Annotated in this window: 20 protein-coding genes and 2 pseudogenes; 11 read left to right on the top strand and 11 right to left on the bottom strand. The window is 59.4% G+C overall.

What is annotated here, in order from left to right; translation table 11 throughout:
• Positions 1-35: 35 nt before the first annotated feature.
• Positions 36-1,526, bottom strand: coding sequence for an aldehyde dehydrogenase family protein (locus QFW87_RS20630; protein WP_283188740.1), 1,491 nt, complete (start codon positions 1,524-1,526; stop codon positions 36-38).
• A gap of 276 nt (positions 1,527-1,802) precedes the next feature.
• Here QFW87_RS20630 and QFW87_RS20625 point away from each other — a divergent pair, with 276 nt between their 5' ends.
• Positions 1,803-2,057, top strand: coding sequence for a DUF1652 domain-containing protein (locus QFW87_RS20625; protein ID WP_046048402.1), 255 nt, complete (start codon positions 1,803-1,805; stop codon positions 2,055-2,057).
• Between the two features lie 50 nt (positions 2,058-2,107).
• Here QFW87_RS20625 and QFW87_RS20620 read toward each other — a convergent pair.
• Positions 2,108-2,464, bottom strand: a pseudogene (locus QFW87_RS20620) (hypothetical protein).
• Positions 2,465-2,807: 343 nt separating this feature from the next.
• On the opposite strand from QFW87_RS20620, the gene peaA reads away from it, so the two are divergent.
• The 4 genes from peaA (at position 2,808) to peaD (ending at position 7,368) form a co-directional block, all read left to right on the top strand.
• Positions 2,808-4,388 carry a quinohemoprotein amine dehydrogenase subunit alpha gene (peaA, locus tag QFW87_RS20615; protein WP_283188739.1) on the top strand — a complete coding sequence of 527 codons (1,581 nt, stop codon included), beginning with the start codon at positions 2,808-2,810 and terminating at the stop codon, positions 4,386-4,388.
• 81 nt (positions 4,389-4,469) lie between these two features.
• On the top strand, positions 4,470-5,900 hold the full coding sequence (peaB, locus tag QFW87_RS20610) for a quinohemoprotein amine dehydrogenase maturation protein (RefSeq protein WP_283188738.1): 1,431 nt from the start codon (positions 4,470-4,472) through the stop codon (positions 5,898-5,900).
• A gap of 1 nt (position 5,901) precedes the next feature.
• A complete protein-coding gene (gene qhpC, locus QFW87_RS20605) occupies positions 5,902-6,225 on the top strand; it encodes a quinohemoprotein amine dehydrogenase subunit gamma (protein ID WP_008027961.1) in 324 nt (107 codons plus the stop codon).
• 24 nt (positions 6,226-6,249) lie between these two features.
• Positions 6,250-7,368, top strand: a complete 1,119-nt coding sequence (peaD, locus tag QFW87_RS20600) for a quinohemoprotein amine dehydrogenase subunit beta (protein WP_283188737.1) — start codon at positions 6,250-6,252, stop codon at positions 7,366-7,368.
• 140 nt (positions 7,369-7,508) lie between these two features.
• Here peaD and QFW87_RS20595 read toward each other — a convergent pair whose 3' ends face one another.
• From QFW87_RS20595 to QFW87_RS20585, 3 genes are read right to left on the bottom strand one after another with little or no spacing between them, the layout of a single operon-like run.
• The gene (locus QFW87_RS20595; protein ID WP_283181078.1) at positions 7,509-7,910 is read right to left on the bottom strand and encodes a lysozyme inhibitor LprI family protein; all 402 of its coding nucleotides are present in this window, start codon (positions 7,908-7,910) and stop codon (positions 7,509-7,511) included.
• A gap of 57 nt (positions 7,911-7,967) precedes the next feature.
• Positions 7,968-8,366, bottom strand: a complete 399-nt coding sequence (locus QFW87_RS20590; protein WP_283188736.1) for a GFA family protein — start codon at positions 8,364-8,366, stop codon at positions 7,968-7,970.
• Positions 8,367-8,379: 13 nt separating this feature from the next.
• Positions 8,380-9,291, bottom strand: coding sequence for an ADP-ribosylglycohydrolase family protein (locus QFW87_RS20585; RefSeq protein ID WP_283188735.1), 912 nt, complete (start codon positions 9,289-9,291; stop codon positions 8,380-8,382).
• 198 nt (positions 9,292-9,489) lie between these two features.
• Here QFW87_RS20585 and QFW87_RS20580 point away from each other — a divergent pair, with 198 nt between their 5' ends.
• Both QFW87_RS20580 and QFW87_RS20575 read left to right on the top strand, forming a co-directional pair.
• Complete coding sequence (locus QFW87_RS20580; protein ID WP_283181075.1) at positions 9,490-9,978, top strand: SRPBCC family protein; 489 nt, start codon at positions 9,490-9,492, stop codon at positions 9,976-9,978.
• A 7-nt stretch (positions 9,979-9,985) separates the two neighbouring features.
• The gene (locus tag QFW87_RS20575) at positions 9,986-10,786 is read left to right on the top strand and encodes an aminoglycoside phosphotransferase family protein (RefSeq protein ID WP_283188734.1); all 801 of its coding nucleotides are present in this window, start codon (positions 9,986-9,988) and stop codon (positions 10,784-10,786) included.
• 512 nt (positions 10,787-11,298) lie between these two features.
• Here the strand turns inward: QFW87_RS20575 and inhA are convergent.
• Positions 11,299-11,994, bottom strand: a complete 696-nt coding sequence (gene inhA / locus QFW87_RS20570) for an isonitrile hydratase (protein WP_283188733.1) — start codon at positions 11,992-11,994, stop codon at positions 11,299-11,301.
• A 90-nt stretch (positions 11,995-12,084) separates the two neighbouring features.
• Here inhA and QFW87_RS20565 point away from each other — a divergent pair, with 90 nt between their 5' ends.
• Positions 12,085-13,068, top strand: coding sequence for a GlxA family transcriptional regulator (locus tag QFW87_RS20565; protein WP_283188732.1), 984 nt, complete (start codon positions 12,085-12,087; stop codon positions 13,066-13,068).
• Here QFW87_RS20565 and QFW87_RS20560 read toward each other — a convergent pair.
• The 5 genes from QFW87_RS20560 to QFW87_RS20540 all read right to left on the bottom strand — a co-directional run bounded on the left by QFW87_RS20560 (position 13,037) and on the right by QFW87_RS20540 (position 18,815).
• Complete coding sequence (locus QFW87_RS20560) at positions 13,037-13,939, bottom strand: alpha/beta hydrolase (RefSeq protein WP_283188731.1); 903 nt, start codon at positions 13,937-13,939, stop codon at positions 13,037-13,039. The two genes, QFW87_RS20565 and QFW87_RS20560, sit on opposite strands and share 32 nt — an antisense overlap.
• 36 nt (positions 13,940-13,975) lie before the next feature.
• Positions 13,976-14,365, bottom strand: coding sequence for a hypothetical protein (locus QFW87_RS20555; RefSeq protein ID WP_283181070.1), 390 nt, complete (start codon positions 14,363-14,365; stop codon positions 13,976-13,978).
• A gap of 169 nt (positions 14,366-14,534) precedes the next feature.
• Positions 14,535-16,361 (bottom strand): glycoside hydrolase family 15 protein, encoded by a 1,827-nt coding sequence (locus tag QFW87_RS20550; RefSeq protein WP_283188730.1) that lies wholly within the window; start codon positions 16,359-16,361, stop codon positions 14,535-14,537.
• Complete coding sequence (locus QFW87_RS20545; protein ID WP_283188729.1) at positions 16,354-17,154, bottom strand: glucose 1-dehydrogenase; 801 nt, start codon at positions 17,152-17,154, stop codon at positions 16,354-16,356. Before QFW87_RS20545 ends, QFW87_RS20550 begins: the two co-directional genes overlap by 8 nt.
• 137 nt (positions 17,155-17,291) lie before the next feature.
• Positions 17,292-18,815, bottom strand: a complete 1,524-nt coding sequence (locus QFW87_RS20540) for a family 2 encapsulin nanocompartment cargo protein terpene cyclase (protein WP_283181068.1) — start codon at positions 18,813-18,815, stop codon at positions 17,292-17,294.
• Between the two features lie 200 nt (positions 18,816-19,015).
• Between QFW87_RS20540 and QFW87_RS20535 the strand changes: the two genes are divergently transcribed.
• The 3 genes and pseudogenes from QFW87_RS20535 (at position 19,016) to QFW87_RS20525 (ending at position 22,284) form a co-directional block, all read left to right on the top strand.
• Positions 19,016-20,197 carry an MFS transporter gene (locus tag QFW87_RS20535; RefSeq protein ID WP_283188728.1) on the top strand — a complete coding sequence of 394 codons (1,182 nt, stop codon included), beginning with the start codon at positions 19,016-19,018 and terminating at the stop codon, positions 20,195-20,197.
• A 66-nt stretch (positions 20,198-20,263) separates the two neighbouring features.
• A complete protein-coding gene (locus tag QFW87_RS20530) occupies positions 20,264-20,998 on the top strand; it encodes an alpha/beta fold hydrolase (RefSeq protein WP_283188727.1) in 735 nt (244 codons plus the stop codon).
• Between the two features lie 324 nt (positions 20,999-21,322).
• A pseudogene (locus QFW87_RS20525) lies at positions 21,323-22,284 on the top strand (IS110 family transposase).
• Positions 22,285-22,374 lie beyond the last annotated feature (90 nt).

Genomic DNA, 22,374 nt, shown 5'->3' with positions numbered 1-22,374 from the left:
CCTGCTCGCGAAGGCGCCCGTGAGGGCACCACAGATCAGAGCTTGATCAACACCGACTTCAACTCCGTGTAATGCTCAATCGCCGCATACCCCATCTCCCGCCCAACCCCCGACATCTTATACCCACCAAACGGCAACGCCGGGTCCAGGGCGCTGTGGCAGTTGACCCACACCGAACCTGACTTGATCCGCGGAATCATCCGGTGCACCGCCGCCAGATCGTTCGACCAGATACTCGCCCCAAGCCCATAAGGACTGTCATTGGCCATGCGCAATGCATCGGCTTCATCATCGAACGGAATCGCCACCAGCACCGGCCCGAAAATCTCTTCCTGCACCAATGAGTGCTTCTGATCGACATCCACAATCACTGTCGGTTTAACGAAGAACCCCGGCCCGAACTGCTCGCCACCGCAAGCGATGGTCGCGCCGCTTTCCCGACCCTTTTCGATGTACCCGTAAACCCGCTCCTGCTGACGCGCCGAGATCAGCGGCCCCATTTCCACACTTGGGTCCAGGCCATTGCCCAGCTTCATGGCATTGGCGATGTCGGCGATGTCGGCCACCACATTGTCGAAATGCTTACGCTGCACATACAGCCTGGAGCCTGCGCAGCACACCTGGCCCTGATTAAAGAAAATCGCGCTGGCGGCGCCGGCTGCGGCGCTCTTCAGGTCGGCGTCGGCCATGACGATGGTCGGCGATTTACCACCCAGTTCCAGGGTCACCCGGGTCATGGAATCCATGGCGATCTTGCCGATCTGTTTGCCCACGGCGGTGGAGCCGGTGAAGGTCAGCTTGTCCACCAGCGGATTGTGGGTCAGGGCGGAACCTGCGGTGATGCCGGTGCCTGTGACCACGTTGAACACGCCTTCGGGGTAACCGGCTTCCAGCACCAACTCGGCGAGTTTCAGCGCGGTCAGCGGGGTTTCGTCGGCGGGTTTGAGCACCACGGTGCAACCGGTGGCCAGAGCCGGTCCGAGTTTCCAGCAGGCCAGCAGCAGCGGGAAGTTCCAGGCGACGATGGCACCGACCACGCCCACCGCTTCGCGGCGGATGAAACTGTGGAATTGATCGTTGGGCATCAACGGCAACGACACTTCAACGCTGGAGCCTTCGATCTTGGTCGCCCAACCGGCCATGTAGCGCAGGAAGTCGATGGACAGTTGCACATCCATCACCTGGGCCACCGCCGCACTTTTGCCGTTGTTCAGGCATTCCAGTTGCGCCAGCAGTTCTGCGTCGCGCTCCATCAGGTCGGCAAGTTTCCACAACAGGTTCTGCCGTTCCCGAGGTCGGGTGCGGGTCCAGGCGGAATCATCGAAGGCCTGACGCGCAGCGAGCACGGCGCGGTCGACATCCTCAGGCGTAGCCCGTGGCACTACGCACAGCACTTCGCCGGTGGCCGGGTTGTGCAGGGGCATGGTCTGGCCATCGGCGGCCTCGATCCAGTCGCCGCCGATGAGCATGCGCGGCGCGCGCTGGATGAACGCCGAGGTGGCGGGAAGCAAATAAGGGAGGGGCATTTGTCGAGACCTCTTGTTGTTCGTGAGAACAAGGCTTTCGCAATGGCTGTGCCAAGTGCCCGAAAAGGCAGAACCGCCCTTGGCCGGCGGGGTTTTGGGGTACTCACGGGAATCGCGGGCGCTGTGAGATTGTTGCAAATTGCGACAGCTATGAGACGACGAGCAACCGGGTTGCGACCTTGAGGTACTCATTATTGAGGACTAGAATTTTCAGGATCGGTGGGTGAAGTGACGGACCGCTCATCCGGCAATACATCTGGCGTGAGGGAGGTAACGATGTTCCTTTCAACCCTGGAAATTCAAAACATCATTGAGCACAGTTTTCTGCCGTCCGTGTGCACCTGCACCATGGCGGCGGACCAGTCCCTGACGATTCGGGTCTGCGACTGCATGACCGGCAAAGTGGATATTGTGGCCACCCACGTTCCCCTGTGGACACTGGACAGTCCCCATGCGATCGCGTCGCTGGTGGCGGACATGCAGCACGAGATCGACGTACACAAAAGCGTTCCCCCCACCTATGACATCTGAACCGGCGTCACGCCGCACCGTGGGAAAGCGGTGCGGCCCGCGTCGATTTTTCAGGCTGCAAACGTTCGGGAAATTTCTTCGAACGTGTTGCCATCCACGGCAGCCAGCAGCTTCCTGTCGTCCTTGAGCGTCGCCAGAAACGTCACTTCGGTTTCCTTGCCGGCCAGCATGAACCCGGCGATTGCGCCGATGGGCCCCAACAGCATGGCTCCGGCCACGCCAAAGCCGATGGCATCCTTGATGTTGTTGATCGAATCCTCGTTGGCCACTTCCACGCACTTGAACGATGAGAGCGGGAGGGTAATGCCAGGCCATGGATGAAGCGACGTTCTGAGGGTGAAAACGCCGTCTCAGTACTCTCCATCACCCTGCAGAAAGTCCCCCGCCAGGACAGTGATGCTTGCCATTTTTTTATCCCCTGGTGGCAATCGGTGAACAACCAGTTCGCGCTTGCAGGGGATCGGCGTCAATCGCCGGCCGATGAGCTGTTCCGGTCAGGCCATCTATGCTGTCTCAGACTGCAACAACTGTCGCGATATTAGACGCAGGCGATCTCGTTCAGCGATGGCGAGAAGCTGTCATCTTCACACAATGTCTTGATTTAAAAGGTAATCGCCAAGCTGGCACGCTCCGTGTATTGCTCATTGCAGACGTTTCTCTTGCCTCCGTCAGCGGTGCGCCGCCGACGGCAGAAACCATAAAAACGATATGCCACAAAAATAAGAAAGCACCGTGCGAGGTTCGACGTTGATGAAGAGAAAACTCCGATCAGGCCTGAGTGCCAGTCTGCTGGCCGTGGCCGCTTGTGTGGCGCTGCATTCGCCTTACAGCCTGGCAGCCCGCGACGCCCAGACCATCCTCAAGGAAACCTGTCAGGGCTGTCATACCCCCGAAGCCGATAATGCCCTGAGCCGCATCAGTCACCAGCGCAAAACCCCTGAAGGCTGGCTGATGAGCATCGCCCGCATGCAAATCATGCACGGTTTGCAGATCAGCGATGACGACCGCCGAACCCTGGTCAAATACCTGGCCGACACCCAAGGCCTGGCCCCAAGCGAGACCGACGGCGTACGTTATGCGCTGGAGCGTCGACTCAATACCGTCGAGAAATTCGACGACCAGACCAGCCAGATGTGCGGCCGCTGCCATTCCGGTGCGCGGGTCGCCCTGCAACGGCGTCCGGCTCTGGAATGGGAGCGTCTGGTGAACTTCCACCTCGGCCAATGGCCGTCGCTGGAGTACCAGGCTCTGTCTCGCGACCGTGATTGGTTCGACCTGGCCCGCAAAGACATGGTGCCGCTGTTGGCCAAGCGTTATCCGCTGGACAACCCGGCCTGGAAAAAATGGCAGAGCACCGCGCCAAAAGCCGAAGCGTTGGTGGGCGACTGGAGCTTCAGCGGCCACTTGCCGGGCAAGGGTGAACTGGCCGGCGTGATGAGCGTCACGGCCGATGGCAGCGACACGTTCAAGGTCAGCGTCAAAGGCCAATACGCCGACGGCAGTCCGTTCAACGGCGATGGCAGCGCGATTCTTTACACCGGTTACGAATGGCGCGGCAACGTGACCATCGACGGCGTGACCATGCGCCAGGTGTTCGCCGCCCAAGGCAACGCGATGCAGGGGCGGATGTTCGAGGCGGAGCACGATGAGCGAGGCCTGGACTTCGTCGCCGCCAAGCAGGGCAGCAGCCGTTTGCTGGCGGTGCAGCCGGGTTACCTGAAGGCTGGCGCCGAAACTGAAGTGACCCTTGTCGGCAGCGGTCTCACCGGCAAACCGAACTTCGGCAAAGGCGTGGAAGTGGTCGAAGTCATCGAGCAGAGCCCGGGTCGGATCAAGGTCAAACTCAAGGCCGCCGCCAATGCCCAACCGGGTCTGCGCACCGTCACCGTCGGCACGCTGAAAGGCCCGACCCTGTCGGTCTACAGCAAGATCGCCGAAGTCAAAGTCGTGCCCGAGTTCTCGGTGGCGCGGATCGGCGAAGGCGGTGGTTCAACACCGAAAGTCCAGGGCCGTTTTGATGCCGAAGCCTGGGGCAAGGGCGCCGATGGCAAGCCGTATCGCATCGGCGTATTCCCGGCGCAGTGGTCGGTCGAAGCCTTCGACGACCGCGCCAAGGAAGACGAGGACGTCAAGTTCGCCGGCACCATGCAGGCTCACAGCGGCGTGTTCACACCGGGCGATGCCGGGCCGAACCCGCAGCGCAAAATGTCCACCAACAATGCCGGCAACCTCAAGGTGATCGCTGCCGTCGACGACGCAGGAAAATCCCTGACCGGCGAAGGCCACATGATCGTCACCGTGCAACGCTGGAACAATCCACCCATTCCATGAGTTAGCTGATCCCAAAAGATTCAGACACTTTTTCGGAATGACCGCAGGCCTCGTAAAACGGGGTTTGCACAGGAGGTTGCAATGGGCGCTGTTTTGAATCTGGTCGAGCGGAACCTGCACGAAGTACACGTCGATGCCGACCGCATGCTGTTTCACATCCCCAGCAGTTCGCTGTTCGCCAGCGATGAGCTGACGGGCACCATTATCGATACCTTGCGCGGTCCCGGCTGTTCATCGGACGACCTGATCCAGCGCTTGTCTTCACGCTTCAACGGCGAAGAAATCACCGAGACCTTGCGTGAGTTGATGTCCTTGGAGTTGGTCAGCGACGGTTCGCCGTTGACCCCGGACATCGGCACCAAACGGGTCGAGCGCACGGCGATCAATACCGTGGTGCTCAACGTCAACACCGGCTGCAATCTGAGCTGCACCTACTGCTACAAGGAAGACCTGGACAAGCCGTCGGCCGGCAAGAAAATGGACGTCGAAACGGCGGTCGCTTCAGTGGAAATGCTGCTGCGTGAATCGCCGGACGAAGAGCGTTTCACCGTGGTGTTTTTCGGTGGTGAGCCACTGAGCAATCGCAAGCTGATCGAGTACATGGTCGATTATTGCGAGAAGCGTTTCCGCGAGGCGGGCAAGTTCGTCGAGTTCGTCATGACCACCAACGCGACGCTGCTCACCGAAGAAACCGTCGACTACCTCAACGCCCACCGTTTCGGCCTGTCAGTCAGTATCGACGGACCGAAAACCGTGCACGACCGCAACCGCATCACCGTGGGCGGGCAGGGCACGTACGACGTGGTGCGGCGCAAGGCTGAAATGCTGCTGTCGCGCTACAACAGTCGTCCGGTGGGCGCGCGGGTGACGCTGACCACCGGCGTCACCGACGTCGAAACCATCTGGGATCACCTGTTCAACGAACTGGGTTTTGCCGAAGTCGGGTTTGCCCCGGTGACCTCCGGCGACATCAGCACCTTTAACCTGTCCAGCGACGAGCTGATCGAAGTCTTCGCCAACATGAAGAAGCTCGGTCGGCGTTATCTGGAAGCGGCGCTGGAGCACCGCAACATCGGGTTCTCCAACCTGCACCAGTTGATTACCGACATCCACGAAGGCCACAAAAAAGCCCTGCCCTGTGGCGCGGGCCTGAAGATGCTGGCGGTGGATCACAAGGGCGAATTGAACCTGTGCCACCGCTTTACCGGCTCATCGTTGCCGACTTTCGGCAACGTCCACAGCGGTGTGAAGCAAGTGGAGTTGAACGACTTCCTGTCCCAGCGCCTCGACCGTACCAACACCGGTTGTGAGGACTGCCAGATCCGCAACCTCTGTTCCGGCGGCTGCTACCACGAGAGCTATGCACGTTACGGCGATCCGACCCACCCGACCTATCACTACTGCGAACTGATGCGTGACTGGGTCGACTTCGGCATCGAGGTCTACACCCGGATCATGGCCCACAACCCTGCGTTTATCAGCAGCTACATCACTCCGCGCAAGGCTCACTGATATGAAACATCTCAAGGCAATCAATAATAAAGCGCTGAAACTGGATGAGGCTGCGGCAGAAAACCGCATCGAAGAAGTGGTGGCGATGAGTTCCGTCGCCGGCTGCGCCTCGACCACCGACCCGGGTTGGGAAATCGACGCCTTTGGCGGTGTGTCGTCGCTGTGCCAGCCGATGGAAGCCGACCTTTACGGCTGCTCCGACCCTTGCTGGTGGCCGGCCCAGGTGCCCGACATGATGAGCACCTACCCGGACTGGAACAAGGACGCCCAGGCGTCCAACGACAACTGGCGCAACCTTGGCACTGTCTTTCCAAAAGACAAGTAATCGGTCAGATATAAGGATTCCAGCATGCCTAGCATCAAAGCCTGCGGCCTGGCCGCATTCGCCGTCCTGAGCGCCTGTTCGCTCACTGTTCTGGCCGATGAAAACACCGCACTACAAGATGGTCACGAGTACATGGTGACCACCAATTACCCGAACAACCTGCACCTCATCGACCTGGCCACCGATACCCTGTTCAAGACCTGCAAGATGCCGGATGCCTTCGGTCCCGGCACCGTTCAGTTGTCGCCGGATCGCAAGACCGCTTACGTGTTGAACAACCACTACGCGGATGTCTACGGCGTTGAACTCGACAGCTGCAAGCAGGTGTTCCACGCCAGCATCACCCAGAAACCGGGGGAGAAAGCGAAGTCGATGTTCGCCTTCACCCTCAGCCACGACGGCAAGGAACTGTTCACCATTGCCAACCCGACGTTGATGCTAAACGACCGCTACGAAGTGCAGCAACCGCGGCTTGATGTGTACGCCACCGACGCCGGCATGGACGCCAAACCCGTGCGCAGTTTCCCGGCGCCACGGCAGTTGACCATCATGCAGAGTGGTGACGACGGCACGCTGTATGTGGCGGGGGCGGACGTCTACAAGGTCGATGTGAAAACCGGCAAGTTCGACGTGCTGATCCCCAGTCGCCACTGGAAGCGCCCGAACTACAGCGCGCCGGACGTGCTTTACGTGTGGAACCAGCAGACTTATCGCCATGACTTTTCGCTGCTCTACACCGCGGCGAAATTCAAGGACAAGAAGCAGGATCCCGCGACCGCCGAGTACCTTTACGGGCTGTTCAGCATCGACCTGAAAACCGGCAAGACCGAAACCACCGACTTCGGTCCTCTGACGGAAATCTATTTCAGCGGCATGCGCTCGCCGAAGGATCCGAACCTGATGTTCGGCGTGCTCAATCGTCTGGCGAAGTACGACATCAAGGAAAAGAAAATGCTCCAGGCCGCAACGCTGGATCATTCCTACTACTGCATTTCGTTCAACAAGGACGGCAGCAAGATCTACCTGGCGGGGACGTTTAATGACGTGGCGATCTTTGATCCCGAGAGCATGAAGCAGATCGGCAGCATCAAGTTGCCGGGTGGGGATATGGCGATCACGACTGCGCAGATATTTGTCCGGTAATTGCGGCGACCGAACTGACGCTTTCGCGAGCAGGCTCGCTCCCACAGTGGTTTTCGGTTGTACACAAAATATGTGTTCACCGAAAATCCAAATGTGGGAGCGAGCCTGCTCGCGAAGAGGCCCTCACAGGCACCCAAGTATCAAGCCCCAGGCACCGGGCAACTCAAATCCCCCTCCTGACACTTCAAATAATTCTTGAAAGTCTCAACCCGCGCCTTGGTCAATTCAGTCACACAGTTGCTGTAGATCAGCGGATACACACTCCCGCCTTCCACCCCGGCGCTCGAGAACTTGCACTCGGCATCCCGAAACGCAATCCACGAACGCTGCGCCCCGATCAGCAGCTTTTTGCTGTCGGGGTTGCTCTGCAAACGCTCGTTGATCTGCTGGTAAAGCGCATTCAACTCCTTATCCGCCGCCTTGTGCTGCTGCGCCGCGCACTGATTCATCGTCGCCTGATCGGTGGCGTTGTCGCAGTCCACCGCATAAGCGGCAGTAGTGAACAGCAGAGGCGTCAGCGCCAGGAGAAAGCGTGGGTGCATTGGGATTCTCGCTGTGACAGGAAAGTTGGGATGCAGTTTAGTGCCGTATTCGACCCTTTATGTTTGCCATTCAAGGCATTTTTTAATCGATTCATAGCCAAGCCACGGCACGTCATGTGACGTCCATTTATGCGCCTGAGGCGTCATTCTCGGGTCATCATCCAGTGTCGCCACACGAACGATAACGTGGGGTTGGGCCAAGCGCTCAGCCATCAAATGTGAACCGCAGGCCGAACAGAAATGCCGAAGCTTGCCCGGTGACGATTCGTAGCTGCTCAGGCGGTCCTGACCTTTGGTCCAGCGAAAATGTTCGCGCATGACCCCGGCTGTCGAGGCGAATGCCGCCGCGTGTGCTTTGCGACAGGTTTGGCAGTGGCAATGACTGATGGGCATGTCGAGGCTATCGACTTGGTACTCGACGGCTTTGCACAAGCAGCTGCCATGCAGGCTATTCATCGCGTGCTCCTGATTACGTGAGGGTGGCTGCCACCAGCAAAGCGTCAGCCGTGGCTTCGATGTCTTCACGCCAATGTAACTTTTCCAGCCAACGGTCGGGAATGCCCTGCACACCGTAATGAGCCCCGGCCAACTGGCCAACGATGGCGGCAGTGGTATCGGCGTCGTCGCCCAGGTTGGCGGCTTTCAGGATGGCGGCTTCAAAGCTGTCAGTCTGATGAAAGCACCACAGGGCCGCTTCCAGTGAAGCAACGCAGTAGCCGCTGCCATGGATTTCGCGTTCAGGTTTACCCAGATAATCGCCTCGTGCGATGGCGGTAACTTTGGGTTCCAGGCATGTCGTTTCTGACACGCCGAGCACTTCTGCCTTGGACGCGCCTTGTAACGCTCGGTGGATCAGCTCGGCGAACAACTGACAGCATTCAACCGCTTCCGGTGCGGCGTGGGTGGTTCGCGAGCTGTTGGCGGAAAACGCCAGGATCCGGTCGCGATCGGGAAAGTAATACAACACCACCGGCACCAGGCGCATCAGCGAGCCGTTGCCTGCCGTGCGGGGATCGGTGGAGCCGGCGAACGGTTCCCCGGTTTTCTGAAAACGCGACAGGGCGTCGCGTACGGTCATGCCAATGTCGAAACATTCACCCGTTGAACTCAGATAACCCCATTGCCACCAATTCAAGTAACGACCCATCTGGTCGGTCGCCTCGAAGCCGTTTTTGCTCAGCAGGCTTTCTGCCAGGCACAGCGCCATCGAGGTGTAATCGGTCCATTGCCCGGCTTTCAGATTGAAAGGGCCGCCACCCACCATGTCGGTCAGGGGCTTGAACGAGCCGCGTGGCTGGAACTCGACGCTGGTGCCAACCGCATCACCGCAAGCCAGGCCCAGCAGGGCTCCGCGATAACGTTCCGTAAGTGAAAGCTGCATGAATCGTCCTTGTCTGAGTCAATTTCGCTTTTTTAACGTTAGCAGTTTCGGTCTACTCGTTTTGTTTTCAAACCAGCAGTTACACTTGGAAATGCAGCTGAATATTTCGTACAGGGTTGATTGCGATACCCTATTGATACAACTTTAGGGTTGGTCTTGTGGTCTTACAGGCCTACTGTTCAGTACAGGAGGTGACTTATGAATCCAGCATCAGATCGCATCGAAAGGAAGATCCTGCTCAAAACGCCGCGCTCGCAGGTCTGGCGCGTGCTGGCCAATGCCGAAGCCTTCGGACAGTGGTTTGGCGTGGCGCTGGAGGGCAAGCGTTTTGTCGCCGGTGAATGGACCCAGGGGCAGATTACGTACCCGGGTTATGAGCACTTGCTGTGGAACGTACTGGTGGAGCGGGTCGAGCCGGAACGGGTGTTTTCGTTTCGCTGGCACCCGTATGCCGTGGAGCCTGATCTCGATTACTCCCAGGAACCCACCACGCTGGTGAAGTTCGAGCTCGAAGACATGGATGAAGGCACGTTACTCAAGGTCACCGAGTCCGGTTTCGATCACATCCCTCAGACGCGTCGACTCAAGGCGTTCCGCATGGACAGCCGCGGTTGGGATGAACAAATGAACAACATCGAAGAGTTTCTCAAAGTCAGTGCCAAGGCGCGCGAGCGTCAGGAAGAGTGATGGCGGCATGTTCGAACCTTGGCTGAAACGCTGGGCGCTGGTGCCGGACGGTGAACCGATCACCACGCCCGGCAGTCGTTTGTTGCCGGTGCGCATGGGTGATGTGCCGGCGATGTTGAAGATCGCTGTCGATGCCGAAGAAAAGTTCGGCAATCTGTTGATGACCTGGTGGGGCGGCGAGGGCGCTGCCCGCGTCTATGCCCATGACGGAGACGGGTTGTTGATCGAGCGTGCCGTGGGCCAGCGATCGCTGATGCACATGGCGCTCAACGGTCAGGACGACGAAGCCAGCCAGATACTGTGTGCGACATTGGCGCGGCTGCACGCGCCGCGGCCGTCGCCACCACCGCTCCTGGTTCCATTGGCGCCATGGTTCAAGTCGCTTCGTTTGGCGGCTGAACGGTTTGGCGGCCCTTATTCCCTCTGTCTCGCCACTGCCGAAGCCTTGTTGGCCGAACCGCAGGACGTCGTGGTGCTGCACGGCGACATGCATCACGACAATGTTCTGGACTTCGGCCCGCGGGGTTGGCTGGCCATCGATCCCAAGCGGGTGATCGGTGAGCGCGGATTCGACTACGCCAACCTGATCTGTAATCCCGACTTGCCGACGGCGACTGATCCGCAGCGTTTCCACAGGCAGATAGCGGTGGTGGCGGACGCCGCCGCTCTCGAGCGTCGACGGTTACTGCAATGGGTGTTGGCGTTTGCCGGATTGTCGGCAGCCTGGTTTCTCGAAGATGACGACGCCCTGGCGGCCGAAGGTCAGCTACAGGCCGCTAAACTCGCGGCTTCAATGCTCGATACCTGAGCCGTCTAAGGGTTTTCGGAAGGGTGGCTATAGCGAATGTCCTACACGCAATGGTAGCTATGTCGTCTATTGCACATTGGATCCGAAGCGTAATCTAGCTTCATCAACCGAAGCACAGGAAGTGCTCGGGATCACGGATGATCGACCATAAGCAAGGAATCGCTGCCGACAGGGAGTCGTAATGGTCTTGGGAAAAACCCGCTTCGGCGGGTTTTTTTTGGTCTGTTGAAATCTGCTTCAAGGGTCGAATGGTCAAAGGCTTACACCCGCTAACGGGTATGTCGTCTTTTGATGCTTCACCGATGTGTTTAATCTGGATCTATCAACTGAGTCGCAGGAAGCGCTCAGGATCACGGATGATCGACCATTGGCCAGGATGGCTGCCGACAGGATGTCGAAATGGTCTTGAGAAACCCGCTTAGGCGGGTTTTTTTGTGGGCGATGGAAAATCCTCGGCGCATCATTTTGGCCGGGGAAACGGCAGCCTGGCACTGGCTGCCGGTCGGGATGGATCAGCGTGCTGATAACTGATCGAGTTTCGCTGCAACACGTTCAGTGATTTCCGAGCGCAGTTTCAATGACCCGGCAGCACGTTTGCGGGCCTCCTCCAGCACGCTGACCGGAGCCGTCTCAGGACTGCCCGACGCAAACGGCGGTGCCGGGGCATATTCCAGCTGCAACTGCACCAACTCTGCCGTGTCCTTATCGAACAGCTCCGCGGCCAGGGTCAGGGCAAAATCGATGCCCGCCGTGATCCCGCCACCGGTCAGCAGATTGCCATCGCGCACCACCCGATCCTTCACCGGGATCGCCCCCCAAGGCGCCAGCAATTCGTGATAGGCCCAGTGAGTGGTGGCGCGTTTGCCCTTCAGCAGACCCGCCGCACCGAGCACCAGCGCGCCGGTACACACCGACGTGACGTAACGCGCGGTGGCGGCCTGCGCCTTGATGAAGGCCAGTGCCTCTTCATCTTCCATCAGCGGCCCGACGCCACTGCCGCCGGGAATGCAGATGACATCCAGCTGCGGGCAATCGTCGAACGTGGTGGTCGGTTTCAGCACCAGGCCTGTGCTCGCGGTGACCGGCACCAGATCCTTCCAGATCAAATGCACCTTCACGTCCGGCAGCGAGGCCAGTACGTCGTAAGGGCCGGTGAGGTCCAGTTGCTGAACCTGTGGAAACAACAGAAAACCGATCTGCAACGTCATGGCATTTTTCTCATGAAGTGGGTGGACGACTTCACTTTAGGCTCGTAGGATTTGGCGTATACGCCAATAACCCCACGAATTACGCCAATCATGCCGAAAACCATTCACGTGCTCGCCTTTGCCAATGTGCAACTGCTTGACGTCACCGGGCCGTTGCAGGTGTTCGCCTCGGCCAACGATATTTCCCGCCAGCAAGGCTTGCCGGCGCCTTACGCGCCGGCGGTGATTGCCTGCGGCGGCGGGGCGGTGATGTCGTCGGCGGGGCTGGCGCTGTTGGCCGAGCCGTTGCCTGAAGAGGGTAGTGACACATTGATCATTGCCGGTGGCTGGGGCGTTTACGACGCGGCGCAAGACGAACCGCTGGTGGCGTGGGTACGTGAACACGCGACGGGATGTCGGCGGGTATCGTCGGTGTGCACCGGGGCATTTTTGCTGGCGGCCAGCGGCTGGCTCGATGGCCGGCGGGTGGTCACTCACTGGACCCGTTGCGAGCAGTTGGCGCAGCAGCATCCGCGGCTTCAGGTAGAACCCAATCCGATTTTCATCAATGACGGTCCGGTCTGGACCTCGGCCGGGGTCACCGCTGGCATCGACCTTGCGCTGGCCATGGTCGAAGAAGATCTTGGCCGCACGATGGCCCTGGAAGTCGCCCGGCAACTGGTGGTGTTCCTGAAACGCCCCGGCGGCCAGTCGCAGTTCAGCGTGACCCTCTCTTTGCAAAAGGAAGGCAACCGTTTCGACGAACTTCATGCCTGGATCAGTGAAAACCTCACCAAGGATTTGGGCATCCCGACCCTGGCCTTGCAGGCCGGCATGAGCGAACGCAGTTTCGTGCGCCACTACCGCGTCGACACCGGCCAGACGCCGGCCCGGGCCATCGAACTGATTCGGGTCGAGACCGCCCGACGTGTGCTCAGCGATACCGGCGTGCCAATCAAACGTGTGGCGGTGCAATGCGGTTTCGGCAGCGAAGAGACGCTTCGACGCAGTTTTCTGCGGGCCATGGGCGTGACCCCGCAGGCCTATCGCGAGCGTTTCAGCGTCAGCCCTCCAGCAGATCCAGTAACGCTCTGAGCGTTGCCTCGGGCGCTTCTTCGGGAATGTTATGCCCGACGCCCGCCAGCACCCGCCGCTCATAACACCCGGTGAAATGGGCGATGTCTTCGTCTGTCTCCGGTGCTGGTCCGACGCCATCGTCGGCCCCGCAAAGGGAAATCGTCGGTACGCTGATTGGCGGCTGTCGGGTCAGCGCTTCTTCGATCCACTCCAGCGCTGGGTCGCCGGGCGCGTACATGAACCGGTGGCGGTAGGAGTGAATCACCACCTCGACGAAATCCGGATTATCGAAGGCCGGTGCGCTAAGGGGATACAGTTCAGGGCCCTTGGTCCAGGTCGGTGACCACAACATCCAGAGCAATTCGCACAAAACCCGGCGATTTTTCGTCAGGCCTTCGACGCCGCGTGGCGTGTGGAAGTAGTACTGATACCAGAGGCGGTGCTCGGTTTCCGGGTCCAACGGTTCAGTGGAATGGGGAATGTCCTGAAGGTTGTAACCGTCGCCGGTCACCAGGCAACGAACCCGCTCGGGCCATAGCGCCGCCACGATGCACGCCGCCCGACCGCCCCAGTCGTAGCCGCACAGGGCGGCTTGTTTAATGGCCAACGCATCCATCAGATCCAGCAAATCCTGAGCGAGGGCGGCTTGTTGTCCGGAGCGCAGGGTGTCGGGGTGGTTGAAACGGGTCGGGCCGTAACCGCGCAGGTACGGGACGATGACGCGGTAGCCCTTGGCGGCAAGGGGCGGGGCGATTTCGTCGTAAGCGCGGGGGGAGTAGGGGAAGCCGTGGAGGAGGATGATCGGGTCGCCGGTGGTGGGGCCTTGTTCTTCGTAGGCGAGCGACAGACTTGGAGTTTTGGTGAAGTGGATCAGCGCTTCATTGTTCATTCGACACTCCAGAAAGGGTTGTTTTTAGCCTGTTTCCTAGGCTTCGATTTCCGCCACTTGATTGAAGTATTTCGACCGATCCGGCGTAAACGTCACCACCATGTTGGTCCGCGAACAGGTCAACGCCCGTTCTTCACCCAAATCAATATCCAGATCTTCCCCGCGTAACCCTTGCCACTGAGCGAGGTACTTGAGGGATCCGTATTTTTCGAGTTTTTTCAGGCTGCGGCTGACGCCACCTTTCCAGCCCAGCACCGGCAGTTCGCCGGCAAGGCAGCGTTGGACGAGTTCAGGGAAACGGGCGGCGCGTTGGCGGCCGATTTCCCAGCATTTGATCAGGCCCTTGTCGTGGCATTCCCACAATTCATCCCGGTTCAGGCCTGACCGGAGTGGGGCGTCGATGCTGCGGTGGATGCGCTGGGTCATTCTGGTTCCTTGAATTCGGGTTTTGTTGGACAGCTCCGCTGTACCCGTTGACGGTGGATGGTAGGTGGGGATGTAACGGCTGGCAACAAAGGATTTTCTGATAGTGAACGCGGGTTTTGTTTAAGCAATGCAGGACTTCGGACTACACAAACCTGTGGCGAGGGTAATCTCAAGGCTGCCAGAAACTCTTCTCGCCACTCAATTTCCGATCCAGAAAACACGCCGCACTGATCAGTGCCAAATGCGTCAGCGCTTGCGGCGTATTGCCCAGATGCCGCGCATGGCTGTCGAACTCTTCGGCGTACAACCCCAACGGGTTCGCATACCTCAGCAACTGTTCAAATTCCAGATGCGCCTTTTCCACGCGGCCGGCGCGGGCCAGGCATTCGACGTACCAGAATGAGCACGCGGCGAATGCGCCTTCGGTGCCGCCGAGGCCGTCGATTCGGGTGTCTTCATTGCGATAGCGGTAAACCATTCCATCGCGCACCAGATTCTTTTCGATGGCATCGAGGGTCGCAAGCCAGCGCGGGTCTTTGGCGCTGACGAAGCGCACCAGTGGCATCAGCAGCATCGAGCCATCAAGCGCGGTGCCGCCGATGTGCTGGACGAAGTGCCCGCGCTCTTCGTTCCAGAAGTTTTCCCAGATGTCAGCGTGGATCGCCTGTCGGGTCTGGTCCCAGCGGGCGAACGGGGCGGGCAGGGAGCGTTTTGAGGCGAGGCGAATGGCTCGATCCAGTGCCACCCAGCACATCAGCCGCGAGTGCAGAAAGTGATGCTGTTCGCCGCGCATTTCCCAGATGCCGACGTCCTTTTGCTCCCAGGTTTCGCAGACCTGATCGACCACTTCCACCGCGTGTTTCCAGCCTTCATGGGAGATGGCGTCGCCGTATTTGTTGACCAGGTACACCGCGTCCATCAGCTCGCCGAAGATGTCGAGCTGGACCTGGTCGTAAGCCTGATTGCCGATCCGTACCGGTGTTGCGCCGCCATGACCGGAGAGGTGCGAGAGTTCGGTTTCCGGCAGTTCCTGGCGGCCATCGATGGCATAGAGGATGTTGAGTTTCATCGGTTTGCCGTGGCAATCACTGACCCGCCCGCGCAGCCAGCGCATGTAATCATTGGCTTCCTGAACGAAGCCCAGGCGCATGAACGCGTAGACGGTGAACGAGGCGTCGCGGATCCAGGTGTAGCGGTAGTCCCAGTTGCGCTCGCCGCCAGGTGTTTCCGGCAGGCCGAAGGTCGCTGCGGCGAGGATTGCGCCATGCCTGCGTGAGGTCAGCAGCTTCAGCGCCAGGGCCGAGCGATTGACCATCTCCCGCCAGCGGCCGCGGTAGTTGGATTGGCCGATCCAGTCGCGCCAGAACTTCAGGGTCCGTTCCAAGCAGATCGCGGCGGCGCCTTCCTTGAACCGCGGGTCGTCGATACCGCCTAGCATGAATTCGGCGCTCTGGTCCTGTTCGAGGGTGAATTCGGCGACTGCCGCATGGCCGTCTATATGCAAAACCTGATCCGAAGACAGGCGCATGGACGGCTGATTGGCTGCCTCGAAGGTCACGTCCTCTTCATCCATGCGTGCGCGGGTCTTGGCGCGAGCGTAGTCATGGCGCACGGCGCAACGCATATGAAACGTCGCCTGGCCGCTGACCACACGAACCCGGCGCATCAGCACCGACGTGTCATCTTCGCTGTCGCCGATGGGCAGCAGGTCGGTGACTTCGACGACTGCGCGGTCGCTGAGCCAACGGGTTTGCAGCACATTGGTGTCGGGCAGGTAAATCTGTTCGCGGCGAGCGTCGGGTAGATCCGGGGACAGTTGGAAAATCCCGGCCTCAGGGGTGTCCAGCAGCGAACAGAAGATCGACGGGCTGTCGAATTCCGGCCAGCAGAAAAAGTCCACGCTGCCTTTGTCATTGACCAGTGCCGCACTGCGCATATCGCCGATGATGCCGTGGGCGTCGATGGCGCTTTGTCGTTCGGGATGATGATCAGCCATTGCCGCGAAACTCCGGATAAAGGCTCATGCCGCCGTCGATGAACAGGGTGGTGCCAACGATGTAGTCGGACGCATCGGAGGCGAGGAAGACCACCGCGTTGGCGATGTCCTCGACATCGCCGACCCGGCCGTAAGGAATGAGTTTGAGCAGTTCCTGCTCGTGATCGCCGTCGGTGGCGGCGCTATTGATCGGCGTGCGAATGGCGCCCGGTGCGATGCCGTTGATGCGGATCCGCTGGTGACTGACTTCCTGGGCGAGGGTTTGCATCAGCATGTCCACGCCGCCCTTGGACGCGGCGTAATTGACGTGACCGGCCCAGGGAATGCGCTGGTGCACCGAACTCATGTGGATGATTTTGCCGGCGGCCCGGGACACGCCTTCGCGAACACCTTGCTGGTTGAAAATCCGCAGGGCGGCGCGGGCGCAGAGGAACTGGCCGGTGAGGTTGACGCCGATCACCTGGTTCCAGTCATCGAGGCTCATGTCCACGGCTGGCGCGTCTTTTTGCAGGCCGGAATTGGCGACCAGAATGTCCAGGAAACCGAAGGCTTCGAGGGTTTGCGCAAACAACCGTTCAACGTCTGCTTCTTTCGAAACGTCGGCACCGATGGCGATGGCCCGACCGCCTTCAGCATTGATCTGCCGGGCCAGTTCCTCAGCGGGAGCGGCCTGGGAGTTGTAGTTGATCACCACGGCGGCACCGGCGGCGGCCAGGGCCTTGGCAGCACCGGCGCCGATGCCGGAACTGGCACCGGTGACCAGTGCCACCTGTTGGTCGAGAGAAATCTGCATGAAGGATGAAGCCTTGAATAGAGGGCTTAACTAGCTGACTGGCACGCGGTGGCGAGAGTTCAGATCCTGACATGAAAAGATCTTCATCTGCGACCACAGGCCATATCCCCTAGGGCAGACAGTCATGTATTCATAGCTTAGGTCCGGTAGCGGCCACTGTGGCGATGCCACTCCAGACTTCCTGCCACCCAACTTTTTACGCCTGCCAGAAAACGCTTGAGCAAGGGTGAAGCATCCACGAGCAGCTCCTTTTCGGCGGCTTCATACAGGCGCATGACGTCGTCATGAATGGTCGCGCTCAGCTTCATGGCTTGTTCGATAGAGCATTGCCTCTCATTCGCCAGCAGCAACGGCAGATTGAAGTCACCGACTTGGGCAAGGTTTTCCTTGGGCGCCGAATACAGGTCGTTGGCGATGATTGTCGCACTGGCCGCCAATGTAGTGACGCGGCGCACCGCGGGAGAGGAATAGACATGGGCCGGCAGCTCATAGCCGCCGATGACGTCAATCAGCGACATGCAGGGCAGAAAACTATTGGTCTGGCGCTGGGCCAGATATTCCCAGAGGGCAGGTGTGACGCCACTGAAGCGCCAGGCCGCTTCGGCGGTCATGGTAACGAACATGGCGATGATTTCATGACGGACCCTGGCGATCTGGGTGAACGTGGCGAACTCGGCGACGCGTGCCATGTACGCGCGCAGGCCTACCAGCACTGGGTCGCTTTCCAGGGCAGTTTCAAGTTTCAGGCGATAGTCCTCGGTCAAATGCACAGGTTCCAGCGCGGCGAGCGCGACGGACAGGCGAGGGCCGACCAGTGCCGGTATGGATCCGGTACGTTCATCGTCGCAGTAGTAGTCGTCCACGGCGAATAACGCGGCGATGCATTGAGCGGATAAAAGCAGGCGATCAGGATTGTCGGTATCCGTGTGGCACAACATGGCGAACCGGCCAAATCCCGATGCACGAATTTTTTGCTGTTGACCAGCGAAAATGCCGGTTTTTTCAATCCAGTGCATGAGCCGGTCATCGACTTCTGACGCGAGTGTTTCATTGATTCGCAAAGGCGCCACGCAATGCAGTGGCGGTACCTGCCAGTTCGAGACTGCCTGGCTGCGCGGTGCGCCGCTCCGTGCGAGCTCATGCCATTGACGTATGCCGTTCAGGCCGAATTGTTCGAATATCTTGCGAAACCATGCGGTGAACGCCTGTGGTGCCGCATCGATGGCGGCAGGGATTTTCGAGAGATCCAGCCATTGCCAGTTTTCGGCCTCTTCGGCGTTGGCAATGGGATCGATATCGCAGACGCCAGCAAATACATGATCGTATTCGTGCTCGATAAGTTGGTTCGAGACGGGCTCGTGATAGAGAAGTGTCGTGACTTTGAACAATTTGCAGGTAATGCCCATTTCTTCGCGCAACCGCCGTTGCGCCGCGGCGAGCGTTCGCTCACCCAAGCGAGGATGACCACAACAGGTATTGGTCCACAGCCCCGCCGAATGGTATTTGCCAAGTGCGCGTTGTTGCAGCAGCAGGTGACCGTTACGATCGAAAACGAAAATGGAAAATGCGCGGTGTCGCAGGCCTTGTTGATGGACCTGCAACTTGGGGGCGAAGCCGGTCTGGCGATCTTTCGGGCTGACCAGAATCAGTAACTCTTCCATAGCAAGACTCCTGCGTGCCTTCGCTACTGGACATTACTTCGGACCAGACTTCGTAGTGAACTTCAGACTAGTTTTCGGGAATAGAAAATCTAGTTCAGTTCCGATAGCGCCGCAAGGCGTTGCAGACTTTTACGCCCGGGTACTTTTTACTGCCAGTCGGGTTTGTGGCACCGTGCATCCGCAAAGGATGAGAGGATCCCATGGCAAACCCCTACCGCGAACTATTCAACGCCCCAGGCGCTCGAGCTTTTGTACTGGCCGGCATGATCGCGCGCATGCCGATTTCCATGACCGGCATCGGCCTGATCACCATGCTCTCGCAACTGCAGGGCGGGTATGGATTGGCTGGCGCAGTGGCGGCCACGTTTGCCTTGGCCACGGCATTTTGTGCACCGCAGGTTTCGCGGTTGGTGGACCGCTTCGGGCAGCGTCGGATCTTGCCGGTGTCGGCGTTGATCGGGGGCGGGGCGTTGTTGCTGGTGTTGCTTTGCACTCGTTTGCAGGCGCCGCAGTGGACGTTGTTTGTGTTCGCCGCGCTGGCCGGTTGCATGCCAAGCATGTCGGCGATGGTGCGGGCGCGCTGGACCGAGGTGTATCGCGGCCAGCCTGAACTGCACACTGCTTATGCGCTGGAGTCGGTGCTGGACGAGGTCTGTTTTATTGTCGGTCCGCCACTGTCGGTGGGGTTGTGCGTTGTGGCGTTCCCCGAGGCGGGGCCGTTGGCGGCGTTGCTGATGCTGGCGATCGGGGTGACGGCGTTTGTGCTGCAACGTGACACCGAGCCGGCGATTCATCCTCATGAAGACCATCATCAGGCCTCGATCATTCGTTCCAGCGAGATTCAGTTGCTGATGCTGTTGATGGTCGCCATGGGCACCATCGTCGGTGTGGTGGATGTGGTCAGCGTGGCCTTCGCCCAGCAGCAGGGCCAGCCAGCGGCGGCGAGCATTGTGTTGTCGGTGTACGCCATCGGCTCGTGCCTGGCCGGGCTGGCGTTCGGGGCGTTGCGCTCGAAACTGCCGTTGCCGCAACTGTTTCTGTACGGCGGGGTGGCGACAGCGGTGACCACGTTGCCGTTGCTGCTGGCTACGAACATTCTCGGGCTGTCGCTGGCGGTGTTTGTCGCCGGGCTGTTTTTTGCGCCGACCCTGATTGTTGCGATGGCGTTGGTGGAGCGCATCGTGCCGCCGGCCAAACTCACTGAAGGCCTGACCTGGCTGGTGACCGGGTTGAGCATTGGCGTGGCGATTGGCGCGGCCAGTTCGGGTTGGCTTATCGATGCATTTGGAGCCCGGAGCGGATTCTGGGTCGCCGTCGCCGCCGTCGCCGCTGGCGCCGTGGTCCTCGGTTCCGCAGTGCAAAGCTTCCGCCACTTGAAATAGATCTTCGACTAATTCAGGTACTGGCTCATCCGTTCTCTTAACAGACAACTTTTCGAGGTAAACCCGGTGACCCAGCTGACATTGCTCTGCCTGCCTTATTCGGGCGCGAGTGCCATGGTCTACAGCCGCTGGCGACGCAAACTGCCGGAGTGGCTCAAGCTGCAACCCGTGGAATTACCGGGGCGTGGCGCCCGGTTTGGCGAACCCTTGCACACCGACATGCGGCGCTTGGCGCTGCAACTCGCGCAGGAACAAAAAGCCACGCTCAAGGCGCCGTATGCGCTGTTCGGTCATAGCCTTGGCGCGATGCTGGCCTGTGAGATGGCCCATGCGTTTCGCTCGCTTGGCTGCGCGGAACCGGTGGCGCTGTTCGCCTCGGGCACCGCCGCACCGACCCTGCGTGCCGACTACGATCGCGGTTTCGCCGAGCCTAAAACCGATGCCGAACTGATCGAGCAATTGCGCACCCTCAACGGCACTAGCGAGGAAGTGTTGGCCAACGAAGAGCTGATGAGCCTGACGCTGCCAGTGTTGCGCGCGGACTTTCTATTGTGCGGACGTTTCGAGCCGCAACAGCGTGCGTTGCTCAAGTGCCCGATTCATGTGCTCGGCGGCAAGGCTGATCGCGCTACCACCGAACAGTTGATCGGCTGGAGCAAGGAAACCCACGGCAGTTTCTCGGTGGACATGCTCGCTGGCGGTCACTTCTTTATCCACGAGCACGAAGCCAAGGTGTTGCGGGTGATCAAGGATCAGCTGGAGGTTCACCATCGGCGGCATGCCATGGCAGTCAGCGCCTGACCCAATCTCAACATCACCTCAATCCTGTGGGAGCGAGCCGGCTCCGGGCGGCGTTCCGACGAAGGCGGAGTATCAGTCGACATCAAGGGTGGCTGATACATCGCCTTCGCGAGCAAGCTCGCTTGTATGTTTAGACTTGAAGGGGTGGGCGGGACTAAAAGCTCGATTCTGACTCTGACCAGTACAGACCGTGGGAGACTTCTCATCCCGCCCCTTCTACCCAAAGCGCCGATAAGGAATTCATCGGTAAAACCGACGATAGAGGCAAGCCAGCGCAACGGTAGACCCCGACAAGCTCTTAAACCCTAGCTCCGAGGATTCGTCATGACAATCCTTACTTCGCAGACGGTGGTTGGCGTCGATATCGCCAAGGCCGAAATAGTTGTCTATCGCTCCGACCGGCTAACCACTGACACCATCAAGAACGATCGAACAGCCCTCAAACGCTGGCTTAAAACATTGCCCGCCCAAAGCGCTATCGCCGTTGAAGCCACCAACATCTACCACCTGGACACCGTCGAGCTGGCCCATGCGATGGGGCACCAGGTCTATGTCGTGGATGCTTATCGGGTGAGCAACTATCGCCGCGGCATCGGCCAACGAGCCAAGAACGATCCCTGCGATGCCCGTCTGCTGGCGCGTTATTTGACGAACGAACAAGACGGACTGCGGATCTGGAGCCCACCACCCAAGGCCTACACCTCGCTGAAAAGCCTGCTCCACAGACGTGCAACGCTGATCCAGAACCATGCCGGTCTGATGCTGAGCTGGGCCAATGAACCCTTGTTGAAGAAAGTACAGAGCGCCCAGCAAAAGGCCTTCAAGCAAGCGGATCAGGCCATTCAGAAACTGCTGCGCAAGGTCAGCAAAGAGGCGGGTATTGAAGAGAATATCGACCGCTGCAAAGCCATCGAAGGGGTTGGCGAACTGACTGCAACCGGGTTGGCGACGACCTTTATGCGCGGTGATTTTGCCAATAGTGATGCGTTCATCGCGTTTCTAGGGATGGACCTTACGGTCGATGACTCCGGGAAGAAGAACGGCCCCCGGCACCTGACAAAAAAAGGGGATCCGGAAGTCCGCCGGTTGGCTTACAACGCCGCAATGGCAGCCTGTCGCTCAGCTAAATGGAAACCGTTTTACGAGTCGTATTTGGCAAGAGGCTTCTCGAAAACCCAGGCCTTGGTGGCCCTTGCCCGGAAACTCTGCCGGGTGGCATTTGCCCTGATGAAAAATCAGAGCGAATACCACCCGGCCTGAGGTTGCGGGGTTGCCCTGCAACATAGAATCTCCCACAATGACTTTTGACACCCTGACACTCCGCGTTCTACCTCCTTCCTGATACTTGTTCTCATTCGCTAATTTTTCCGGTCTGC

Source organism: Pseudomonas sp. PMCC200344, from assembly GCF_030053095.1.
Lineage (GTDB): Bacteria > Pseudomonadota > Gammaproteobacteria > Pseudomonadales > Pseudomonadaceae > Aquipseudomonas > Aquipseudomonas svalbardensis.
The sequence above is the reverse complement of the archived record's forward strand: the minus strand, read 5'-3'. Positions and strand labels throughout refer to the sequence as shown.

What these genes read in the sequence shown, in the direction of transcription:
- QFW87_RS20575 (WP_283188734.1), top strand. Translation starts at nt 9,986, where the DNA reads ATGTTCGAACCTTGGCTGAAACGCTGGGCGCTGGTGCCGGACGGTGAA.
- QFW87_RS20560 (WP_283188731.1), bottom strand. Translation starts at nt 13,939, where the DNA reads ATGAACAATGAAGCGCTGATCCACTTCACCAAAACTCCAAGTCTGTCG.
- QFW87_RS20555 (WP_283181070.1), bottom strand. Translation starts at nt 14,365, where the DNA reads ATGACCCAGCGCATCCACCGCAGCATCGACGCCCCACTCCGGTCAGGC.
- peaB (WP_283188738.1), top strand. Translation starts at nt 4,470, where the DNA reads ATGGGCGCTGTTTTGAATCTGGTCGAGCGGAACCTGCACGAAGTACAC.
- QFW87_RS20580 (WP_283181075.1), top strand. Translation starts at nt 9,490, where the DNA reads ATGAATCCAGCATCAGATCGCATCGAAAGGAAGATCCTGCTCAAAACG.
- QFW87_RS20590 (WP_283188736.1), bottom strand. Translation starts at nt 8,366, where the DNA reads ATGAATAGCCTGCATGGCAGCTGCTTGTGCAAAGCCGTCGAGTACCAA.
- QFW87_RS20625 (WP_046048402.1), top strand. Translation starts at nt 1,803, where the DNA reads ATGTTCCTTTCAACCCTGGAAATTCAAAACATCATTGAGCACAGTTTT.
- QFW87_RS20595 (WP_283181078.1), bottom strand. Translation starts at nt 7,910, where the DNA reads ATGCACCCACGCTTTCTCCTGGCGCTGACGCCTCTGCTGTTCACTACT.
- QFW87_RS20565 (WP_283188732.1), top strand. Translation starts at nt 12,085, where the DNA reads ATGCCGAAAACCATTCACGTGCTCGCCTTTGCCAATGTGCAACTGCTT.
- qhpC (WP_008027961.1), top strand. Translation starts at nt 5,902, where the DNA reads ATGAAACATCTCAAGGCAATCAATAATAAAGCGCTGAAACTGGATGAG.
- QFW87_RS20545 (WP_283188729.1), bottom strand. Translation starts at nt 17,154, where the DNA reads ATGCAGATTTCTCTCGACCAACAGGTGGCACTGGTCACCGGTGCCAGT.
- QFW87_RS20585 (WP_283188735.1), bottom strand. Translation starts at nt 9,291, where the DNA reads ATGCAGCTTTCACTTACGGAACGTTATCGCGGAGCCCTGCTGGGCCTG.
- peaA (WP_283188739.1), top strand. Translation starts at nt 2,808, where the DNA reads ATGAAGAGAAAACTCCGATCAGGCCTGAGTGCCAGTCTGCTGGCCGTG.
- inhA (WP_283188733.1), bottom strand. Translation starts at nt 11,994, where the DNA reads ATGACGTTGCAGATCGGTTTTCTGTTGTTTCCACAGGTTCAGCAACTG.
- peaD (WP_283188737.1), top strand. Translation starts at nt 6,250, where the DNA reads ATGCCTAGCATCAAAGCCTGCGGCCTGGCCGCATTCGCCGTCCTGAGC.
- QFW87_RS20535 (WP_283188728.1), top strand. Translation starts at nt 19,016, where the DNA reads ATGGCAAACCCCTACCGCGAACTATTCAACGCCCCAGGCGCTCGAGCT.
- QFW87_RS20630 (WP_283188740.1), bottom strand. Translation starts at nt 1,526, where the DNA reads ATGCCCCTCCCTTATTTGCTTCCCGCCACCTCGGCGTTCATCCAGCGC.
- QFW87_RS20550 (WP_283188730.1), bottom strand. Translation starts at nt 16,361, where the DNA reads ATGGCTGATCATCATCCCGAACGACAAAGCGCCATCGACGCCCACGGC.
- QFW87_RS20540 (WP_283181068.1), bottom strand. Translation starts at nt 18,815, where the DNA reads ATGGAAGAGTTACTGATTCTGGTCAGCCCGAAAGATCGCCAGACCGGC.